The organism is Sinobaca sp. TMA16-18 (assembly GCF_059510535.1).
This window is the reverse complement of sequence record NZ_JCAKFM010000002.1, coordinates 387,915-409,288: the sequence shown is the minus strand read 5'-3', so window position 1 is coordinate 409,288 and position 21,374 is coordinate 387,915. Positions and strand designations below refer to the sequence as shown.

The following is a 21,374-nucleotide window of genomic DNA, read 5'->3' as shown; positions in this document are numbered from 1 at the left end:
CCCGCTCCTTATTATTTATTGAAGAACTTCTACTTTTTTCTGTTCAAACAGCTCTTCCCGTTTTTTCTCATTGCTCGTAATGGCTTTCCACGGATCTTCCGGAAGTGCTTCCAGGGCGGTATCCATTCGTGCAATCAGTGCTTTGCGTTCCTCTTTGTCGTCCAGAACCACAGATTTCACATGATCCAGTCCAACACGCCCAATCCAGTGCGAAGTTCTTTCTAAATACCTGGCATTTTCACGGTAGTACTGCAGGTAGGCACTGATTGTATCAATAACTTCCTCGGTCGTTTTGACTTTCGTCAGCAGTTCGCCGCCCTTTAAATCAACGCCGCCGTTTCCGCCTGCATAAAGCTCCCAGGCCCCTTCCACTCCGACAATCCCCAAATCTTTAATACCGGATTCTGCACAGTTTCTTGGGCAGGCTGATACTGCCATTTTTACTTTATGAGGGGTGTTAAGCCGGTCATATTTCTTCTCAATTGCGATACCCAGGCCGATGGAATCCTGGGTGCCGAAGCGGCAGAAGTCCTCTCCTACACATGTTTTCACCGTACGAAGGGATTTCGCATAGGCGTAGCCGGAAGGCATGTTCAAATCCTCCCATACCGACGGCAGATCCGCCTTTGGAATACCAAGCATATCGATCCGCTGCCCTCCTGTTAATTTCAGCAGAGGAACACTGTACTTATCAGCTACTTCTGCAATTTTCCGAAGCTGATCCGGGTTGGTTACCCCGCCGTACATTCTCGGCACAACGGAATACGTGCCGTCGTTTTGAATGTTGGCGTGCATTCTCTCGTTTACAAAGCGCGATGACGGATCATCTTCGTACTCCTTCGGATAGGCTACACCTAAATAGTAATTGATTGCCGGACGGCATTTGGAACAGCCTTCTGACGTTTTCCAATGAAGCACATTCATGACTTCTCTTGTCAGCGTCAGCTGTTTGGTTCTGATCTCTTCCCCGACTTCTTCATGCGTCAGATCGGTACAGCCGCACATCGGCTCTTCCTGCAGGCCTTCCCCTGCTTCACCTCCAAGTGTATGGGCGAGCAGGTCCGCTACAAGAGGCTTGCATCCTCCACATGACCGGGCAGCATTGGTATGTTTCTTTACTTCTTCCACTGAGGTTAGTCCGTCTTTTTGAATGGCTTCTACAATATCGCCTTTACAGACACCGTTACAGCCGCATATTGTTTCAAACGGCTCCATCGCAGCGGTCAGGCTTTCCGTCTCCCCGCCTTCCTGTTCGGATGGCAGAATAATCGTTTTCCCCAGGCCGGTAATGTCCTGGCTCTTCTTCATCATTTCCAGCAGTCTCGGCGAATCCGACGTCTCCCCGTAAAGCACGGCTCCTACTACCCGGTTGTCGCGGACCACCACTTTTTTGTAGATGCCTTCAAATTCATCATGGACCCGGATGGCTTTTGTATCTTCTTCGTCCTGAAAGGTTCCTGCGGAAAACACATCTACGCCCGCTACTTTCAACTGTGTATAAGTAAGCGATCCTTGATAGCCGGTACCGGTGCGTGCTTTCATGCAGATTCGTTCAGCGAGCACTTTTCCCTGTTCGTAAAGAGGGGCGACCAGACCGTAGGCAATGCCGTTATGCTCGGCGCATTCCCCCACAGCGTATATGTCTTTCACACTCGTTTCCATATGATCGTTAACGAGGATGGCACGGTTGGTGTCAATGCCGGAGGCACCGGCTAATACTGCGTTAGGGCGGATTCCGACCGCCATGACGACCAGATCGGCCTCAAGCGTGGACCCGTCTTTGAATTTCAGTCCTTCCACCCGTTTTTTTCCGAGCACCTTTTCTGTGTCTTTTGCCATATGAAATCGCATACCCTGTGCTTCCAAGTCATTCTTGAGCATTCGTGAAGCCGGCTCATCGAGCTGACGTTCCATTAAGTAGCTGTTGTTATGGACTACTTCCGTTTCCATATTCAAATTAAGCAGGCCTCGAGCCGCTTCGAGCCCAAGCAGGCCGCCTCCAATAACGACCGCTTTCTTGTACTTTTTGGAAGCGCTGATCATCTCTTCGGTGTCTTTAATATCGCGGAATGCGATAACTCCTTCTTTATCGGCGCCCGGAAGAGGCAGCATGAACGCATTGGACCCTGTCGCAATAATTAAATGGTCGTACGGGCATTCACGTCCCTGTTTACTGCGTACGATTTTTTTCTTTTTGTCAATTTCCTCTGCTTCATCTCCTGCATAAAGCGTAATGTTTTTTTCTTCATACCAGTCATAGTCATTTAAAATAATTTCACTGATATCGCTGTCGCCCTGGAGCACTTTAGAGAGCAGAATACGATTGTAGTTTGGATAAGGCTCTTTGCCGAAAATAGTAATGTTAAAACGGTCCGGTTCTGTTTTTAAAATTTCTTCAATCGTTCGAATACCCGCCATTCCATTTCCTATTAGTACAATGTTCTCTTTACGCATGCTGTAGACACTCCTTTAAGTGATATTACTTAGACGATTTCAGCTAATCCAAGGTTATCTGCAGACAACAGAAGCCATTTTTCGAAGCTTCCGGCTTCCGGGAGACGGGTTATTCTTGCCGCCCCGGCCTGCTTTAACAGGTCGGCAGCTCTGTTCGAACAGCAGTAAAATGTAAGTTTATCTTTTATTAAATCGTTTGGAAGATACTCCAGGCATTCGACAGCAGACGCTTTATCCGGTACAACAATATGAGTGGCATGGCCTGCCATGCCCAAGTGTCTGAAAGCCGTTCTTTCCCGGTTTTCCCATCTGCTGTTTCCAACATATACTTCCGCTCCAAGCTTTTCCCATTCGTTTTTCATCCGCTCTGTCAGCGGCGTCGCATGATGAATAATACAGCCCTGCCCGGTCAGCGGGCCTTTCTCCATCCACTGCAGATCATAGTGCAGCGCAGCAACTTCCCCTACAATGATGATCGAAGGATTTTCCATCTGCTGTTTGGCTGCTTTTTTCTCGATATCCGCAAGCGTTCCGATTACTTCCCTCTGCCGGCCGCAGGTGCCCCATTCGACAATGAGCACTGGGGTATTTTTGCTTTTTCCATGGCCGGTCAATTCAGAAGTGATAAATGGAAGGTTTTTCATTCCCATATAAAAGACGATCGTTTCCATTCCTTTTGCCAGGCTTTCCCAATCTGCATCGGGCTTTCCTGATTTGTTTTTGCTGTGCCCTGTAACGATGGCCAGAGACCTGGAATGATCGCGGTGCGTGAGAGGCACCCCTGCATACAGCGAAGCCGCGTTGGCAGCCGTTACACCCGGAATCATTTCATAGGCCACTTTATGGCTCCGCAGCATTTGTGCTTCTTCCCCGACTCTGCCGAATATGCCTGGGTCGCCGCCTTTGAGCCGGACGACTGTTTTTCCCTTCTTTGCCTGGATCATCAGTTCTTTTTGAATATCCTGCTGCCGCAGTGTATGTTCGCATGGTTTTTTTCCGCAGTATATAAATTTCGTTTCCGGACCGGCCTCTAAAAGCAGGGCGGGGTGTACCAGCCTGTCAAATACAACCACATCTGCCTGCTGAAGAGCCTTCAGTCCTTTAATGGTCAACAGCTCCGGGTCACCCGGGCCGGCTCCTACAAAATAAACCATGCCTTGTTTCATTTATTTTCACTCCTGCTTTTCTTTATAATTATGTATTCTATAGAAAGATGCTGGGAATTTCTGCAATGACGAAAGATAATCTAACACATTTTATTGTGTATAAAAAATACATATTAAAAGCAGCAAAAAAAAGCCCGCTCCTAAAAGAAGCGGGGTCTCTTGACCTTATTTATGAAGCAGCTTTCTAAGACTGCGTGCGGCTGTTTCCGGTTCCGCTGCCCTGCTGATAGCAGAAATCAGGGATACACCGTCTGCTCCAGCTTTGAGTACGCGTTGTGCATTTTTTTCTGTAATTCCACCGATTCCAACGATGGGAATCGTAATGCCGAATTTACGTAAATCCTGAATGCCTTCCGGGCCGATCGGGTCATCTGCGTCTGCTTTAGATATGGTTGCATACATTGGACCTGTGCCGATATAATCGGCCTCGTCCTGAGTGGCCTGCTCAGCCTCTGCCAGCGTTTTTGCAGAAACACCAATACTCATATGCGGAGGGAGTTTCTTTTTCACTTCCGAAGCAGGTTCGTCCCCCTGTCCGATATGAACGCCGTCCGCGCCTATCTTCACAGCGAGTTCCACATCGTCATTTACAATAAACGGAACGCTGCGGCTTTGGCAGACAGCAAGCATTTCGCGCGCGAGCTCTTCTTTTTGTAAAGCCGTTTTTGCAGCCGGCCCCTTTTCACGGAACTGAAAGCAGGTAATGCCGCCTGCTATCGCCTGTTTGAGTACTTCAACCGGGTTTTTCTCTGTGTCCTGACTGCCCATAATGAAATAAAGCAGCAGTGCTTCTTTATTCATAGGTGCCTCTCAGCTCTTCTTTTTTAAGCGTCAGCTGATGCCGGATATCCATATCTCCCACGTGATACAATGCGTTCAACAGCTCTGACTGAAAGGTGCCCGGACCTCTCATTGACGCAAATCCGCCGGCTTTTTCCGCTGCTATTCCATAATAGCCCAGCGCCGCTGCTGCGCCATATGCCACATCGTCCGTAACGGTCAGGAAAGAACCGATCAGCGAGCTGAGCAGGCAGCCGGATCCGGTCACTTTAGTCATCATCGAATGACCGTTGTGAATGCGGTACATATCTTTTCCATCCGTTACTGCATCCACCGCTCCCGTTACGACAATAGGAAGCTTCAATACGTGAAAGGCACGTTCTGCCGTTTCAGCTGTACTTACATGGGAGGAACCTGAATCTACTCCTCTTGTATTGCTTTCAAGTCCTGCAACAGCAGCAATTTCTCCTGCATTTCCGCGGACAAGGGAAATGTCTATTTCTTTGAGCAGCTGCCGGGCAGTATCGGTTCGATAAGCGGTAGCACCGGCTCCGACCGGATCGAGTACGACTGGAATTCCTTTTTTATTCGCTGCGGCGCCGGCAAGCAGCATGGACTCCACCTGCAGTGGGTTCAACGTTCCAATGTTAAGCACCAGCGCATCGGCGGCAGACGCCATATCGGCCGCTTCTTCTTTTGCGTTGGCCATTACAGGCGATGCTCCTGCCGCTAAAAGTCCATTCGCCGTAAAGTTCGCTACCACCACGTTTGTAATGTTATGAACAAGAGGCTTTGCCGTCCGCATTTCGTGCAGCAATTTGTATGCTTTTTTTCCTTCTGAATGCATCATGTCTCTTTCCCTCCAGGGTTATTCATTTCTCTAACGAACGGCCCCAATGATTCACCGGTCCGCTCCCGCGCCCGATGTTGAGCGGATGGCTGATCGCCTTTGTAATAAATTCTTTAGCCAGCTCACACGATTGGATAACAGGAATACCCTTCGCCCGATTGGCGGCAATTGCCGCAGAAAACGTGCATCCTGTCCCGTGTGTATGCTTCGTATTAAACCGATCCGCCGTTAGATGGATAAATTCTTTCTTATAATATAACACATCAATTGCCGTGTCTTTCGCATGCCCGCCTTTTACAACCGCAGCTCCTGCCCCCATCTCCTCGACCAGCACCCGGGCCGCTTTTTCCGCCTCTTCTATGGTAGAGACTTTTACTCCGGTAAGCTTTTCGGCTTCTTCCATATTCGGCGTCACCACTTCTGCTATAGGAAGCAGCCGGTTGACCATTAGTTTTTTCGTTTCTTTATCCATTAACGAGTCTCCACTTGTGGCCACCATTACCGGATCTACAATAATTGGCAGGTTTTCCCGTTCCAGCCGGTCTGTGATACTTTCAATCATAGACGGCAGGGCGATCATACCTGTTTTCACTGCCTGCGGCCTGATGTCTTCAAGCACGGCTTCCAGCTGTTTCAGAATCGTTTCGTCCTCCATATGCCAGACGTCTTTTACCCCCATCGTATTCTGGGCCACCACGCTTGTAATAACGGCCATTCCGTAAGCGCCGATCTCCTGGAATGTTTTTAAGTCGGCATGGATGCCAGCTCCTCCGGTAGGATCTGTTCCTGCTATGGATAGTACTTTTGGTATTTCCCCCATTGTTGGTTCCTCCATTTTTATCTGTACTCACCACATCCGGACGTCTTTTTCATTTACACACAAAAAAGCCGCCCCTTGAAAGGAGCGGCTTTTCCTGACCATCACAGCCAAATAAAAACGCACGCTCCACTTTCCTACGCTGGCTTTACCCAGATCAGGTTCAGAGGGACAAAGGAATTTCCTTATCTCAGCATATGCGCCCCTAGTGGTTGTCTTTATTTCATGTTACGGGAGAGGAAGCTTTATTGTCAATTATTCATTTGTGCCTTCCTGCTTCCGACGCTTTTTACCGCGCTTTTGCTCCTTTTCGGCTTTCTTTTCTTCTTTTCTCACCTTCCGGAAATTCGTATCCAGGAAGCTGTACAGAACTGGTATGACAAACAGCGTCAGAAAAGTGCTGCTGACAAGGCCGCCGATCACGGCAATACCCATCGGCTGCTGAATCTCTGCGCCTTCACCAATACCAAGCGATAATGGAACGACCCCTAGAATTGTTGTTACAGCTGTCATCAGAATAGGGCGGGTTCTCTGTTTAACAGATTCTACAATAGCTTCTTTGGAAGCCATTCCCTTTTCTTTCTGTTGATTGATATAGTCCACCAGCACGATCGCATTGTTGACGACAATACCGGCAAGAACAATGAGGCCGATAAAGACGGTCACACTGAGCGGTGTCTGCGTAACTGCCAGGGCAATGCTTACTCCTATAACCACAAGCGGCACGCTGAACATAACGATAAATGGATATTTAAAGGATTCAAATTGTCCTGCCATTACGAGATAAATGAACAGCAGTCCGAGAAGGAAGGCAAATATCATGCTGTCGAGCGCATCGTCCAGCAGCTCCTGTTCTCCCGAATAGGCAAGAGAGGTACTGTCCGCCATATTGTCGTTTTCATATATATCCGTCACTAAATTGGACGCCTCATTTAATGTCGTATCCGAGCTGTAGGCCGCCGTAATTTCCACGCTGCGCTGCTGATCATCACGATTAATAACGGCAGGGCCGCTGCCTTCTTCAATGTCGGCTACCTCGCCAAGTTCAATGTAGTCTCCTTCCTGGTTGGCGATCAGCAGCGTTTCTAAATCCTCTGCTGTCTCCAGTTCTCCGGTTTCATATTGAACAATCACATCATAGGTCGTATTATCTGCTGTCTGTACCGTAGTGGCTGTTTGGCCGCGGGTAGCATTGTCGACACTATCGGCGATCTGGGCGGCCGCCAGACCGTTTTCCCTCGCATTTTCTTCATCTACAGCAATTTGTATCTCTGGTGCGAGATCTTCATCCGAGGTGGTTATTTCCCGAATATCTTCCGCTTCTCTCAGCTCCGAGATCATATACTCGGTCGACTCATTTAATGTATCCACGTTCTGGTCGCTGATAGTAAAGACGACCGTATTCGCTTCTCCTCCGCCTATAGCAGTCTGGCTCGAAAGAGAAATATCGGCATCCGGTTCTACGTCGACCACGTCGTCTTCTATCTGTTCAATAAAATCGATCGTGCTCGCTTCCCGGTCCTCCATTGGTTCCATCGTGACCATGATCTGGGCCTCATTGGATCCCGATGGTCCTCCTGTTACTGCACCGTCGTCGCCGGAAGAACCGATCATTGTTAAATAGCTGTCGACTGCTCCCTCCTGATCCAAAATAGCTTCAATATCCTCTGTAATAGCAGTCGTCGTTTCCAGGTTGGTTCCGTAATCTGTCTCCACATCAATGGAGAAAAAGCCCTGGTCGCTTGCCGGAAGAAAGTTAACTCCTGTTGCAGCAAGACCCGCTCCGCCTGCGATAAGAAATAACAGCGTAATAAACAGAGTAAGAAAACGGTGTTTCAACGACCATTTGCTGGCCCTTTCCAGACGTTTCATATAGCGGGAGTTCTGCCTTTTTTCTTCAATATCCTCTTTAGGAGCTTTCAAAATGCGGCTTGCCATCATCGGCACAACGGTAACAGCCACAAACAAGGAAGCAATTAAACTAAAGGATACTGCCAGTGCAAATTCCGTAAAAATATTTCCAACGATGCCTGATACAAAAATAATCGGCAGAAAGACAGAAACAGTCGTTAAAGTCGAAGCCGTAATGGCGCCGCCTACTTCTTTTGTTCCTTCTGAAGCTGCCTTTTTTGGTGTCTTGCCCATCGATAAATGCCGGTATATATTCTCAATAACCACAATTGCATTATCGACGAGCATTCCAATGCCAAGCGCCAATCCACCAAGAGTCATTAAATTCAGCCCGACATCTGTAAAATATAAGAAACCAAATGTCACGATAACAGAAAACGGTATTGCCACCCCGATGATGAGCGGGGTCTTTAAATTGCGGAGAAAGAAAAACAGCACGAGCATGGCAAACACCCCGCCGGTAATAAGAGCAGTCGTCACACTGTTGATGGACTGCTGGATGTAATCTCCTTCATCGTAAAAAGTCGTAAATTCCAGGCTGCTGTATTGATCTTCTTCAAGCAGCGTGTCCAGCTCACTATTAAAGGATGAGGACACCGTAGCCGCATTGGCATCTGTTTCCTTCATTAGATTAAGCTGCATTGCCGGCTGCTGATTTGTTCTCGTAATAGCGTTCTGCTCTTCCGGAGAAAGGCTTATGTCTGCAACATCGGCTAAAAATAACTCATCGCCTGTTTCCGGATCAACTGTAACAAACAGCTCTTCCAGATCTTCCTGAGCTTCTATTTCTTTCAGCACTCTTGTCGTAAGCGTTCTTTCTCCTGATTCCACCGTTCCACCGGGAAGTGACACGTTGTTGGACTGAACCACGTTAACGATATCTTCCTGGGTGATTTGATATTCTTCCAGCTGTGCCTGATCCAGGTTAATTTCATAACGTTCGGTTACTCTGCCGGATTCATCCACATTGGCGACACCTTCCACCCGTTCAAGCTCCGTCCGGATAGACGCTAAATCATCCTGAAAGTCGACAACCGCCATGTCATCAGAGGTAACAGCAATCTGTGCCATACCGAACATCGACGGGTCAAATTTCAGGAAAGAGGGATCAGCCGCATCATCAGGAAGCGGTGCATCCCCCATTGAGCTGATAACATCCTGCTCCACGTCGTCAATCGATGAATCCCAGGAAAATTCCAGAAGAATTAACGCCGACCCCTCTTCTGAGGTAGACGTAATATTATTTAAGCCGGGCATCGTTGATAACTGTTCTTCCAGCGGAATCGTCACGCTTTCTTCGACTTCTTCCGGACTCGCACCGGGATAACTTGTTACAACGGCCGCGACCGGGGGATCAATTTCCGGAAAAAGCTGAAGCGGGAGATTTGTTAAGGACACCCCTCCGAGTAAAATAAACAGGATCATTCCTACAATAGTCAGTTTCGGCCTTCGGATGGATAAATCGGTAATTTTCACCTTCACCGTTCCTCCTCTTATGTTTTCATCCCTGCCGGTACCGCAGACTTCCGGACAGACGCATATGAACAGCATGCTTTCGGGTGTTGTCTTCGTTGAATGTATTTGCAGATTATTTCCTGATTCTTATGTTATTATTCTGCCTGCCGAAGTCTGCCGGCAAATAAAACAGCTATCGTATGTAAGACTTTAAACAATTAAGTTACTTAACTATTTAATAAACTAAAGCATCTGCAGTAGAGAGTCAATTAATCTTCCTCCACTTCACAAATAATTCATCTGATTGATTCTTTCACGCAAAAAGAGCAGCGTATGCTGCTCAGAATGTTTAACATGGACGGCTTTTCTGGAGGCCGTTTTATTCTTTGGTTTCGTTTTCTTTTATCATTGTATCCAGCTTCTTTAATGTCTGGTCGATTTGTTCAATTTCTTCTTTCTTTAATCGACTGATATAATCCTGAATAATTGACTCTTCAAAAAGCCGGAATTCTTCCTTCAGTTTTTCTCCCTGAGGTCCAAGCTTAATAATCATTTCCCGGCGGTTTTCTTCATTAACAAGCCGGATTAGAAGTTCTTCTTTTTCAAGACGGTTCAGCGCCTGGCTGACGGCGCTTTTTGAAATATTTAAGTAGTACGCCAGATTTGAAATAGACACATTCTCATCTTGTACCAGTCGCATCATCATCGCTTCCTGCCTTGTGGTCAGCTGCAGGTTTTGAAGCAGCGGAAGCTTTGGCTGCAGGTTTCTCGAAATGCTTTCAAGTGATTTTATCGTGCTGTGCAGTAGATCTTTGTATTCTTCATATGCCATAGCTGCTCACCCCTGGCTGCTGCGTTATCGCAGTACAGCTTTTTTCAATCCTTTGTTCAACAGAGCCCCAATCGCTCCGCTGAATTCTCCATTTTCCAGAAAATATGCTTTTTTGCCGCGCAGTTCTGTGTACTGAGTCATAATCGACTGCAGCGTATTATGATTGGAGAATGTAGTTCCTATATAAATAACAGCATCTGTCCCTATCCGGTCGGCTGCCTGGACACTCATCGTCGTAATGGTTTCACCGATCATTCTTACGACGGTCGCGATATAGTCTTCTTTGTTATGGATTCCCTGCTTCATTTCTGCAAGGTCTCCGAAGTTACTTGCTGTTAAGTCCCCGGATATGGGAGGCGGCTCATGGGAATAGATGTCACCGACCGTTACGTTTAATTTCCTGCCGTTCCCCTGCTCCCCAAGAGTGAGAATTCTATCAAACTCATCTTCTCCTGTCAGCAGATAGGACAGGCCGAGCAGCGTGCCTCCACCCATTCCGCTTCCGCCGATCCGCTCATAGGAATCCTGGTCCACCACATGAATCGACGTGCCGGTTCCTACATTCGCTACGATAAAACGAGCCCCTGTTTCATTAATCAAGCCGCTTCTTTCCAACTGCCACTTGACCCCTTCACAGGTCGCTTCAAACTCATTGATTTTCTTTGCCGGAAAAGGCAGTTCCTTCATTAAAGCCCCTGCTTTTCCACCCGTTACCTGAACGTAAGGATCATCAAATGTTTCTTTGAACCATTCGTACAGCTCGTGAAATTTGGATGTTGCAATTTTTTTATATTGCCATTCGTTTCCTTTTGCATACACAATCTTGGAAAGAGTGCCCCCTCCGTCGATTCCTATATACTGATCACTCATGTATCCAGCTTCTCCTCTCCGTACGCCGGCGGTCGTTAAACAACTGCTCTATATCTTTTTCTCGTATACCTCATTATAAGTGGTATATCCTGTTTTTGCATGGTATTATTCTTGATTCGCGGAGATTATCTTTATCTGTCTTTCCTTATCTTATGCTAAAATGTGGAAGGAGATATACGGAGGTGACACAACTGCATGACGATAGGGGAAGTTTTTTCCATCATATTAAGTATTTTGTTTTTATTAAATATCGTATTTGCAGCAATTATTATCTTTCTTGAGCGCCGGGACGCCACCTCGACCTGGGCCTGGGTGATGGTGCTTTTTTTCATTCCATTTCTTGGATTTATTTTATATCTTATTTTCGGCCAGAATTTGACAAGACGCCGGTTATTTGACTGGGAAGAGATAAAGAAAATAGGTATTGAAGATTTAATAAAAGCACAGATTTCCGCTCTTCGCGAGGAACGTTTCCATTTTATTGATCCATCGGTCCGTGAACACCGTGATCTTATTTTTATGCAGCTTGTAAACAACGATTCGGTGCTGACGCAGGAAAATGACGTGGACATCTTTATTGACGGCGGAGAAAAATTCGAAGCACTTATGAAAGACATTGAAAGAGCCGAAGATCATATTCACTTTCAATATTACATCCTTCGTGATGACAAACTCGGTACACGGCTGATTAAAGCATTGACCAAAAAAGCGGAAGAGGGCGTAAAAGTCCGGATTTTATATGACGAAATGGGCTCCAGGTCTATTTCCCAAAAGTCTTTCCGGGAATTCTATGCGGCAGGCGGAGATGTCAGCATCTTTTTCCCCCGCCGGATTCCCTTCATTAACCTCCGGCTCAATTACCGCAATCACCGGAAGATTGTAATTATTGATGGAAAAATCGGCTATACCGGAGGATTCAACGTCGGTGATGAATACCTGGGACTTGATCCCAAGTTTGGCTACTGGCGTGACACCCACTTACGGATGGTGGGCGATGTCGTGAACGCTCTGCAGACACGCTTTATTCTCGACTGGAATCAGGCAAGCCCGGATAAGCGTGACATTCATTACCAGGAAAAGCTGTTTCCTCCAGCGGATCCGCATGCCGGCAACACGGCGGTACAAATTGTTTCCAGCGGTCCAGATTCTCAATGGGAACAGATTAAAAACGGCTACATTAAAATGATTTTAATGGCTAAAGAATCGGTGTACATTCAAACCCCATATTTCATTCCGGATCAGAGCCTGATGGACGCTCTTCGGATCGCTGCTTTATCGGGCGTAGATGTACGTATTATGATTCCCAACAAACCGGACCATCCGTTTGTGTACTGGGCGACTTATTCTCATATCGGTACGATTCTTGAAGCAGGTGCCGAAGTGTACATTTACGACAATGGATTTATACATGCCAAAACGATTGTTGTAGATGGCAAAGTCAGCTCGGTCGGTACAGCAAATATTGACAACCGGAGTTTTGCTCTGAATTTTGAAGTAAATGCGTTTATTTATCATCATCCGTTCAGCCAGCGGATGGCCCTGATTTTCGAAGACGATATGAAGCAGTCCACACGTTTTACTCTGGACCATTACAAAGAGCGGTCGCTCTGGATTCGTTTCAAAGAATCTATTGCCCACCTGCTTTCTCCTATTTTATAAACACATTAAAGCCGCCCCTTTGCAGGGGCGGCTTTTTAAGCGCCTGAAAAGAAAATCCCTGTGTCCGGACCGCTTAAATGGACGATTTCCACATAAGAGCGAGGCTTCTTGAGATTTTCTCCGCATATTCGGGACCGTTTTCCAAAGCGTCGCTGAGATCCAGCGGACCCGGTACCATGCTGAAAGCTGCAGTAATTCCATGGTCGTATACGGCTTCGTATCCTTCTCCCAGCTGACCGCAGACAGCAAGCACGACAGCTCTTTCATTAACCGAATGCGCTGCTTTTGCCACACCTACGGGCGTTTTTCCGTATACCGTCTGACTGTCCATCTTGCCTTCTCCCGTCACAATCAAATCCGCACCCTTTACCCGTTCATAAAAATTGGTTTCCTTTAATACAATATCTATTCCCGATTCCAGAGCAGCTCCGAGGCATCCTATCAGTCCGGCTCCCATGCCTCCGGCAGCTCCCGCCCCTTCTTTTTGCGCAATATCTACACCGAGATCCCGTTTCATCACATCTGCAAAAGTACCAAGGGCGTCATCCAGCTCTGTTACCATTTCCGGGGTCGCTCCTTTTTGAGGACCGTATACGGCGCTGGCTCCGTTTTCTCCGATCAACGGGTTTTTCACATCGCAGGCAGCGGCAATTTCTACGTGGCGCAGCCGTTCGTCCAATTCAGATAGATCAATCGAATGCAGGTCAGCCAGTGCAGCGCCTCCCGCCCCAACAGCTTTTCCTTCACTATTTAAAAGCCGGCCGCCAAGCGCCTGAATCATCCCTGCGCCTCCATCATTTGTAGCGCTTCCGCCAATGCCGATGATGATTTTCTGTACGCCTTTTCCGAGCGCATCCTGAATCAGTTCCCCGGTTCCGTAAGAGCTTGCGGTCAGTGGATTTCTTTCCTGCTTGTCCACCAGGCCAATGCCGGATGCTTCCGCCATTTCCAATACAGCCGTCCTGCCGTCTTTTGACACGGCATATTCCGCTGTTACTTTCTGCTGGTTCGGAGACGTAACCTCTACTTGATGCATGGATGCTTCCAGCGCTTCCGCCAGAGAAGTCGTCGTACCTTCTCCTCCATCTGCCATCGGTATCACATCAATAATGGCTTCTTCTCCAAATATATCTTTCCAGCCTTTTTTCATGCTTTCTGCAGCTTCTAGTGCTGTCATGCTTTCTTTAAACGAATCGGGTGCGATGACTATTTTCATATGTAATGCCTCCTAAGTTGGCCAGTTTCCATACTGCGGACTTCTTTCTTATTGTAACCGGTAACAATCCCGCCGTCATTAGCTTTGTATACAAAAAACCAATCATGCTCCGGTTCACATGATTGGCTGTTTTTATACTTTGTACAGTTCTGCTTTATGCCGCTTGAGCACTTCTTCAAATAAATATTTCTTCTCCGGCAGCGGCAGCATGCAGAATTCCTGCTTCAGCTCTTTATCTTTTCCAAATCCTATGATGGACTGACAGAATCCACAGGTACTGCTTTTGTGAATAACCGGGTTTTCGTTTGGAAACCAATCCTGTTTTTCTTCTATATAATATCCGTGAATGGAATATTTCGTTCCATCTTTGAGTGTAATGTTCATATGAAGCATATCGCCGCTTTTCCAATTGCCATCTTCGGCGTAATCTCTTACGAGCATATCAGTCTGCCATTCTATATCGGAGTCGGTAATCGTTAAAAAAGCGGGTAAATCCTCATCTCTTATTTCTTTCCAGCTGAGTGTTTCCTGGCCAGTTTCCCGTAAATATGCTAAATGTTCCTTATATCGGGACAAGTATAGATGAATTGGCTTTTTTTGACTCATACCCTTCCTCCTTTTAGAATTTCTGTTTTTCTTAATAGGATGCACAGTGTACTTCTTTATTTTCTCACATTATCAACCGCTTCGCCACTATGGACTTCTTTCATTTGACGGGACAGTATTTTTAGTCTATTCTTTCCCTAAGGCAACTTTATGTCTCTAGACAAAATGTTAAACTATTCACTATATAAGGAGGCGTTATCATGGCTGATGCTGTGCGCGTAGAAAATATAACAGCAGCTTACCGTAAAGATCCTGTGCTTCGAAACGTAAGCTTTACGCTTCCCCAGGGGCATTTGATTGGAATTGTCGGGCCGAACGGCGCCGGTAAATCAACCCTGTTGAAAGCCATTCTTGAATTAATTCCTAAATCAAGCGGCAATGTTGAAATACTAGGCAGCAGCGTGCGCTCCCAAAAGAAAAATATAGGCTACGTGCCCCAGCGCGGCAACGTAGACTGGGACTTTCCCACTAACGCGCTTGATGTTGTGATGATGGGCCGTTACGGACAGATTGGCTGGCTGAAGCGCCCTTCTAAAAAAGATAAGGCATTAGCTGAAGATGCGCTTGAGCGCGTAGGTATGAAAGATTATGCGAACAGGCAGATCAGCCAGCTTTCCGGAGGTCAGCAGCAGCGTGTTTTTCTGGCAAGAGCGCTGATACAGGATGCGCAGGTGTACTTTATGGATGAACCGTTTGCCGGCGTGGATGCCACGACGGAGCGGGCGATTATCGGCCTGTTAAAAGAATTAAAGGAAAAGGGAAAAACCGTTATCGTTGTGCACCATGACCTTCAGACGGTAACCGAATATTTTGACTGGGTCATTTTATTGAACCAGCGTTTAATTGCTTACGGCCCGGTGGATCAGATATTCAGCTCGGAGCTGCTGCAGAAGACATACGGAGGCCGTTTGGCTTTTATTCAGCAGGAAAATCTTACTATATAAGAAAGGAGGCCCGCCTCATGCAGGAATGGCTGCAATTTTTATCCAGCCCTAATCTCCAATGGGTAATGGCCGGCGCGGCCCTGCTTGGGCTTGCGAGCGGCGTTGTCGGAAGCTTTGTTCTTCTCCGGAAGGAAAGCCTCGTAGGCGATGCAATGGCTCACGCAGCACTACCCGGCATTTGTCTCGGCTTCTTAGTATTTGGACGGGAAACACTCGCTTTAATGGGAGGAGCTGCCCTTACCGGACTGATGGCTGTGTATGCGATTCGGGCTATACATTCACAAAGTAAAATAAAACAGGATGCGGCCATCGGTATTGTGCTCTCTGTCTTTTTTGGATTTGGCATTGTGCTTTTAACGATGATTACCAATGGCAGCTACAGCCAGAGCAGCGGCCTCGATGAGTTTATTTTCGGCCAGGCGGCTTCTCTTGTCGGCGCAGATGTGCAGATTTTAATTGGAAGTGCTGTGGTGCTGCTGCTTCTTTCTTTTCTATTTTTTAAAGAACTGAAACTTCTTATTTTTGATCCACTCTTTGCCGGTGGTATTGGACTGCCTATCCGTTTTTTGAATGCCCTTCTCAGTTCGATGGTGGTGCTCGTGGTTATTACCGGCATCCAGACAGTGGGTGTGATTCTTATGGTGGCTTTATTAATCACACCAGCCATTACGGCCCGGTACTGGACCGACCGCCTTGGCGTGATGGCCATTCTTTCCGGCCTTATCGGAGGCTTATCGGGAGCACTTGGAGCTTTGTTAAGCTCTTCAATAAGCGGACTTCCGACCGGTCCGGTTATTGTTGTAGCTGCCACCGCCTTCTTTTTGATCTCCTTTCTATTTGCCCCGCAGAGAGGTATTTTATTCCGGATGGTGGAAAATAGAAAACATAACCAGGTGGTATTAAACAACTTTCTTCTCGATACGATGTATGAACAGCTGGAAAACCGCTACGCTGCCGGACAGCACAGCGCCCTGTTTTCCAGGGAGGAGCTTGAGGAACAGACACATCTTCCAAAGGATGGACTCGAAAAAACCATTCAGGCCCTGCAGAAAGAAGGGCTGCTCACCCGGACAGGAGAGCAGTATCTATTGACCGGCACAGGCCTGGCCTGTGCCTATGACTCTTCGCTGCTCCGCCGGCTTCAGGATATTCATATCACTCATGAAGCTGAACTTGGCTCCTGGAACGAGGCCGCAGAAAACGGAAACGGCCGGGCACCGCGGGAATATCTGTTGAACGAGCGCATCCACACTCTGCTTGCCGCGGAGAAAAAAGTTCCGGTTTCACTGGCGATTAAGCAGACATCGATTGAGTACGCCGATCGTACCTAATATAAAAGGAGGAGCACGCTTTGATGTACGAAATATGGATTTTAGCGATCAGCTCGCTTGTTGCTGCTACCTGCGGTATTGTCGGCACCTTTCTTGTGCTGCGCCGGATAGCTATGGTAGCTGATGCGATCAGCCATACGGTCCTGCTGGGTATTGTAGGCGCCTTTCTCGTGTCCCAGACGCTTGAAGGCCCGCTTATGCTTATCGGCGCCGCCGTAGTAGGACTGGCAACGACTTATTTTATTCAAGTGCTTGATAATGCCGGCGTTCCTACGGATGCTGCTATTGGTGTTGTGTTTACCGCTTTATTTTCTGTCGGCGTCATTCTAGTATCTTTGTATGCAAGAGACGTTCATTTGGACGTGGATCATGTCTTGATGGGAGATATCAGCTTTGCTCCATTTCATACGGTAGAATGGAATGGCATTCCGCTCGGGCCGCAGGCATTCTGGGTCATTTTAATTGTATTTATTATCGACCTTGCTTTGCTTCTGCTGCTGTATAAAGAATTTAAAATCACTTCCTTTGATCCTGCGCTTGCTGCGGCTTTAGGCATTCCGGTCACATTGATCCACTATCTTCTTATGACGATGGTGTCGATTACAGCTGTTGCCTCTTTTGATGCGGTCGGTGCTATTCTCGTAGTAGCCCTCTTCATTGTGCCGCCTGCCACTGCTTATCTGCTTACGGAAAAACTAAGCCGGATGATGATCGTGAGTGCTTTAACAGGTGTAGCATCTGCGGTGATCGGTTATTATACGGCAAAGTATTTTAACGTATCGATTGCCGGCTGCATCGCAAGTACCACGGGTGTACTGTTTCTGCTTGCTTTCCTCTTTTCTCCTTCCCACGGTGTGCTTTTACGGGGGAGAAAACGAAAAAAAACAGCGGCCCCCGTCTCTTCCTGAATATAGAAAAAAGCTGCAGCCAATGGCCGCAGCTTTTTCGTTTTATCGAATCGTATTATTTTTCTTTGTGCGGATGTGGTTCTTTAAATACAAAATACTTGATCATAAAGAAGCTCGCTGTAAAGGAAAGAAACATTGCTACCCCTTTTGCTAAGTTGTAGCGGAGCCAGCCGGGAACACCAAGAGCCTGAAACAGAGTATTGCCGCCGATAAACACAAGGTTATTCACTCCAAGACTTACCAGCCCCTGCAAAACAAAGGCCATTCTCTGTTTATTGCTGCCTTTTGCAGAATGCCTGAAGGTAATCAGAACGTTCCAGATATAGCTGTTCGCTACAGCCAGGCAGTAGGATATCGTATTATAGGTAGTCAGCATAACCCGTTCATCCGTTGGAAAAAAATAAAGAAGCAGATTGAGTGTGCCAATATCTACAGCGGCATTGGATACGCCAATCGCACTAAACTGTGCGTACTGAAATAGTCCTTTTCTTTTTTTCTTTTTTTCCATAGGTATCCCTCTGTTCAATCTGGATGCAGCTCGTACCTGTTAGGAACCGGAAAGCTCTTCTTTGCTTTCGGCAGGTTCTTTCCCGGAAACAGCCTGTTCATAAATAGCCTCAATTTGTTCAGCTACCTGGTTCCAACTGTAGCTCTGAACATCCTGATGGGCCTGATCGGCCATCTTTTTTCGAAGAAGCTCATCTTCAAAACGAAGAACGGTCTTCGTAAAGTCTCCTTCGACATCAGGTTCATATAAAAGTCCGGTTTTCTCATCTTCCAGCTGTTCTCTCGTCGGCCCGCTCTGGGCAGCCACAAGCGGCAGCCCGGAAGCCATGGCTTCCATAATAACCAGGCCAAGCGTTTCCGTAGTGGAAGGAAACACGAACACATCCGATGTAGCAAACGTCTCTGCAAGCTCTTCTCCATGCATAAACCCGGTGAACACTGTGTTGGTGCCTTTAAAGTGGTTTTCAAGAACCTGGCGGTGCGGCCCATCGCCGACAATGGCCAGAACAAATGTATCCGATTCTTCCAGAACGTGGCGTATTTTTTCAATTTCTTTTTCTGCCGCCAGTCTTCCTACATAAAGGAGCAGTGTCTTTTCCGGTTTGCCGCCTGTGAGGCGACGGCGCATTGATTCGCTGTACTTGTCCGGAGAAAACTGCTCCGTGTCCACCCCGCGCTTCCATACATGCATACGTTCAAACCTGCGGCTCATCAGCTCATCTTTAACCGTCTGAGACGTACATAAATTAATGTCCGCTTGATTATGCATCCTGCGAAAATGCCACCACATCAGCCATTTCAACCTGCCGAGTTTGTAATAATCCATATACTGTGCCAGATTCGTGTGATAGGAAGCTACAAGCGGCAGTTTGAGCTGCCTGGCATATTTAATGCCTGCGTATCCTACAACCGCCGGGTTCACTACATGAACTACGTCCGGATTAAATTCTTTCAGATGTTTTTTTACGACCGGGTGCGGCACGGCAAACTGCTTGGAACGATAAAAAGGAAAGGTAATATGAGAAAGCCCAATCACTTTAGCCCCTTTATATTCGTACACACCAAGGTCCGGCGCGTAAATCCGCACTTCATGACCCTGGTCAAGCAGCCAGGTGATGCAGGCTGTCAGCCGGGTAACAATACCATCTGTGGACGGCAGAAATGTTTCAGTTATTATAGCTATTTTCAACAGGAACACACTCCGTTTTTATTATTTCCAGGTTACGTTTGGAAGAACATTTTCTTTTACCACACGGTCTTTATGCGTCAGCGCAGCGTTAAGGATTTCACGGATAACGTCATCAGTCAGCATGAACGGTTCAAGACCAAGATCAAGAAGATTTGTATTTACCGCACGGTAAAAATGCTCTTCTGCCTCAATTCTAGGGTTGTCGTATTTGCCGACTTCGACGTCAATACCTTCTTCTTTAGCCACACGCTGCACCATTTCCGCTAATTCAGTAATAGAAAATTCTTCTGTAAACTGGTTAAACACGCGGAATTCTCCATTGTCTGCCGGGTTTTCTGCAGCAATTTCAATACAGCGGACGGTATCACGGATATTCAGGAACCCTCTGATCTGCTGTCCTTTGCCGTAAACCGTCAAATCATGACCGATGGCAGACTGGATAATAAAGCGGTTCAAAGCGGTTCCAAATACGCCGTCATAATCAAGACGATTTACAAGCGCAGGATCCATAGCTGTCTCTTCTGTATCCAGACCGTATACAATACCCTGGTTTAAATCGGTTGCACGGATGCCCCATGTTTTGCAGGCAAACATAATGTTATGGCTGTCATGCACTTTTGATAAATGGTAAAAAGAATTGGGCTGCTTTGGAAACGGCAGGACGTCTTTTCTGCCCTTATGCTCAATTTCAATATAGCCTTCTTCAATTTCAATATTAGGGGTACCGTATTCTCCCATGGTTCCAAGCTTAATTAAGTGGCACTCCGGCACGATTTCTTTAATGCCGTAAAGAACGTTGAGCGTTCCTACTACATTGTTTGTCTGAGTAAACACAGCATGTTCGCGGTCAATCATGGAATAAGGTGCAGAACGCTGCTCTGCAAAATGAACAAAAGCGTCCGGCTGCTCCTGCTTTAACACCTCACGAAGAAAATCATAATGATTTAAGTCTCCTTCGTATGTACGGATTTCTTTTCCTGTAAGTTCTTTCCACTTTGCTACTCTTTCTTCGAGCGTGGCAAGAGGGGTAATGGAATTCGAGTGCAGCTCTTCGTCCCATTTTCTTCTCATTAGATTATCTACAATTGATACATCGTGTCCTTTTTTGGAAAGATAAAGGGCTGTCGGCCATCCGCAGAATCCGTCGCCGCCTGCAATAATAATTTTCACTGTATTTCTACCTCCAGGTCATATGTTCCGTCCTATCCGTACGGAACCATCTCGTTTTGTCTTTTTTTACTCTTTCTATTTAAAAACCACATAGTGTACCTCTTTATACCCTTTTTTTTACGAAACTATACGTATAAAAAGTGCACAGACTGTCCATAGTATACTATACAACATTTGCTTTAAAGCCGCTATTTTATTTGCTGTTTATTTATGTAACTTATAGTTTTATGCGGGGTTATACCATTCTTTTACATACTGCTGTCCTATATTTCCCAGAAAAAAGGGATGCCTCTAAAAAAGGCACCCCGTTCTTTTTGGTTATAGGCTTAAATTAGCCGGCGCATCTTTTACAACGAGAATAATTTTTCCGTCGTCAAGCTTGTCCTCTAATTCTTCCGCTTTTGCTTCTGTATAGCCAAGCTCCTGGAATTTCGCGCGAAGCTCGTCTCCCTGTTTACGGAATACGTTTTTGATGTTTTCGCCGATGCCCTGTTCCTTAGCACCTGCTGTATTGGCATCTGCTTCATCTGCCAGTCGGTTTGTTCTTTCTTTATCATGAGTAATAATGTAAATATTATCCTCATTAACCCCTTGTGTTTTTAGTCTGTCGACTGCTGTTACAGCCTCATCGTCGTTTAAATACTCTTTATAAAATGGTTCCATAGTTTATCTCTCCCTTCTAGAAAAGTGTTCCCTGAAATAGAAATTT

The 21,374-nt window shown here is 46.7% G+C and carries 18 protein-coding genes and 1 riboswitch; of the genes, 4 read left to right on the top strand and 14 right to left on the bottom strand.

What is annotated here, in order from left to right:
* Nucleotides 1-15 precede the first annotated feature (15 nt).
* The 8 genes from nirB to coaW all read right to left on the bottom strand — a co-directional run bounded on the left by nirB (nt 16) and on the right by coaW (nt 11,135).
* Entirely contained in the window at nt 16-2,454 is a 2,439-nt protein-coding gene (nirB, locus tag AC5W14_RS05730; protein WP_496059736.1) for a nitrite reductase large subunit NirB, read from the bottom strand.
* A gap of 29 nt (nt 2,455-2,483) precedes the next feature.
* Nucleotides 2,484-3,620 carry a uroporphyrinogen-III C-methyltransferase gene (gene cobA / locus AC5W14_RS05725; RefSeq protein WP_496193884.1) on the bottom strand — a complete coding sequence of 379 codons (1,137 nt, stop codon included), beginning with the start codon at nt 3,618-3,620 and terminating at the stop codon, nt 2,484-2,486.
* A 165-nt stretch (nt 3,621-3,785) separates the two neighbouring features.
* The gene (gene thiE, locus AC5W14_RS05720) at nt 3,786-4,421 is read right to left on the bottom strand and encodes a thiamine phosphate synthase (protein ID WP_496193883.1); all 636 of its coding nucleotides are present in this window, start codon (nt 4,419-4,421) and stop codon (nt 3,786-3,788) included.
* Nucleotides 4,414-5,247, bottom strand: a complete 834-nt coding sequence (thiM, locus tag AC5W14_RS05715) for a hydroxyethylthiazole kinase (RefSeq protein WP_496060087.1) — start codon at nt 5,245-5,247, stop codon at nt 4,414-4,416. Before thiM ends, thiE begins: the two co-directional genes overlap by 8 nt.
* 25 nt (nt 5,248-5,272) lie before the next feature.
* Nucleotides 5,273-6,085 (bottom strand): bifunctional hydroxymethylpyrimidine kinase/phosphomethylpyrimidine kinase, encoded by an 813-nt coding sequence (thiD, locus tag AC5W14_RS05710; protein ID WP_496193882.1) that lies wholly within the window; start codon nt 6,083-6,085, stop codon nt 5,273-5,275.
* A 99-nt stretch (nt 6,086-6,184) separates the two neighbouring features.
* Nucleotides 6,185-6,284: riboswitch (TPP riboswitch) on the bottom strand.
* Between the two features lie 38 nt (nt 6,285-6,322).
* Nucleotides 6,323-9,460, bottom strand: a complete 3,138-nt coding sequence (locus AC5W14_RS05705; RefSeq protein ID WP_496193881.1) for an efflux RND transporter permease subunit — start codon at nt 9,458-9,460, stop codon at nt 6,323-6,325.
* 352 nt (nt 9,461-9,812) lie between these two features.
* Nucleotides 9,813-10,265 carry a MarR family winged helix-turn-helix transcriptional regulator gene (locus tag AC5W14_RS05700; protein WP_496059741.1) on the bottom strand — a complete coding sequence of 151 codons (453 nt, stop codon included), beginning with the start codon at nt 10,263-10,265 and terminating at the stop codon, nt 9,813-9,815.
* A 24-nt stretch (nt 10,266-10,289) separates the two neighbouring features.
* Nucleotides 10,290-11,135, bottom strand: coding sequence for a type II pantothenate kinase (gene coaW / locus AC5W14_RS05695; protein ID WP_496059742.1), 846 nt, complete (start codon nt 11,133-11,135; stop codon nt 10,290-10,292).
* 195 nt (nt 11,136-11,330) lie between these two features.
* Between coaW and cls the strand changes: the two genes are divergently transcribed.
* On the top strand, nt 11,331-12,794 hold the full coding sequence (gene cls / locus AC5W14_RS05690; protein WP_496059743.1) for a cardiolipin synthase: 1,464 nt from the start codon (nt 11,331-11,333) through the stop codon (nt 12,792-12,794).
* Between the two features lie 73 nt (nt 12,795-12,867).
* Here cls and AC5W14_RS05685 read toward each other — a convergent pair whose 3' ends face one another.
* Nucleotides 12,868-14,010, bottom strand: coding sequence for a glycerate kinase (locus AC5W14_RS05685; protein WP_496059744.1), 1,143 nt, complete (start codon nt 14,008-14,010; stop codon nt 12,868-12,870).
* Nucleotides 14,011-14,142: 132 nt separating this feature from the next.
* Nucleotides 14,143-14,616, bottom strand: a complete 474-nt coding sequence (locus AC5W14_RS05680; protein WP_496193880.1) for a hypothetical protein — start codon at nt 14,614-14,616, stop codon at nt 14,143-14,145.
* A gap of 200 nt (nt 14,617-14,816) precedes the next feature.
* Here AC5W14_RS05680 and AC5W14_RS05675 point away from each other — a divergent pair, with 200 nt between their 5' ends.
* Genes AC5W14_RS05675 through AC5W14_RS05665 form a run of 3 tightly spaced genes read left to right on the top strand, consistent with a single transcriptional unit; the run spans nt 14,817 to nt 17,799 of the window.
* Nucleotides 14,817-15,560 (top strand): metal ABC transporter ATP-binding protein, encoded by a 744-nt coding sequence (locus AC5W14_RS05675; RefSeq protein ID WP_496193879.1) that lies wholly within the window; start codon nt 14,817-14,819, stop codon nt 15,558-15,560.
* Between the two features lie 17 nt (nt 15,561-15,577).
* Nucleotides 15,578-16,891, top strand: a complete 1,314-nt coding sequence (locus tag AC5W14_RS05670) for a metal ABC transporter permease (protein ID WP_496193878.1) — start codon at nt 15,578-15,580, stop codon at nt 16,889-16,891.
* 20 nt (nt 16,892-16,911) lie between these two features.
* Nucleotides 16,912-17,799 (top strand): metal ABC transporter permease, encoded by an 888-nt coding sequence (locus AC5W14_RS05665; RefSeq protein WP_496059748.1) that lies wholly within the window; start codon nt 16,912-16,914, stop codon nt 17,797-17,799.
* 55 nt (nt 17,800-17,854) lie between these two features.
* Here AC5W14_RS05665 and AC5W14_RS05660 read toward each other — a convergent pair whose 3' ends face one another.
* From AC5W14_RS05660 to AC5W14_RS05645, 4 genes are all read right to left on the bottom strand, one after another.
* Nucleotides 17,855-18,307 (bottom strand): GtrA family protein, encoded by a 453-nt coding sequence (locus AC5W14_RS05660; RefSeq protein ID WP_496193877.1) that lies wholly within the window; start codon nt 18,305-18,307, stop codon nt 17,855-17,857.
* 39 nt (nt 18,308-18,346) lie between these two features.
* Nucleotides 18,347-19,495: a glycosyltransferase family 4 protein gene (locus tag AC5W14_RS05655; protein WP_496193876.1), complete on the bottom strand. Its 1,149-nt coding sequence runs from the start codon at nt 19,493-19,495 to the stop codon at nt 18,347-18,349.
* Nucleotides 19,496-19,516: 21 nt separating this feature from the next.
* The gene (locus AC5W14_RS05650; RefSeq protein ID WP_496059751.1) at nt 19,517-20,665 is read right to left on the bottom strand and encodes an NAD-dependent epimerase/dehydratase family protein; all 1,149 of its coding nucleotides are present in this window, start codon (nt 20,663-20,665) and stop codon (nt 19,517-19,519) included.
* A 318-nt stretch (nt 20,666-20,983) separates the two neighbouring features.
* On the bottom strand, nt 20,984-21,328 hold the full coding sequence (locus AC5W14_RS05645; RefSeq protein WP_496059752.1) for a YflT domain-containing protein: 345 nt from the start codon (nt 21,326-21,328) through the stop codon (nt 20,984-20,986).
* Between the last annotated feature and the right edge of the window lie 46 nt (nt 21,329-21,374).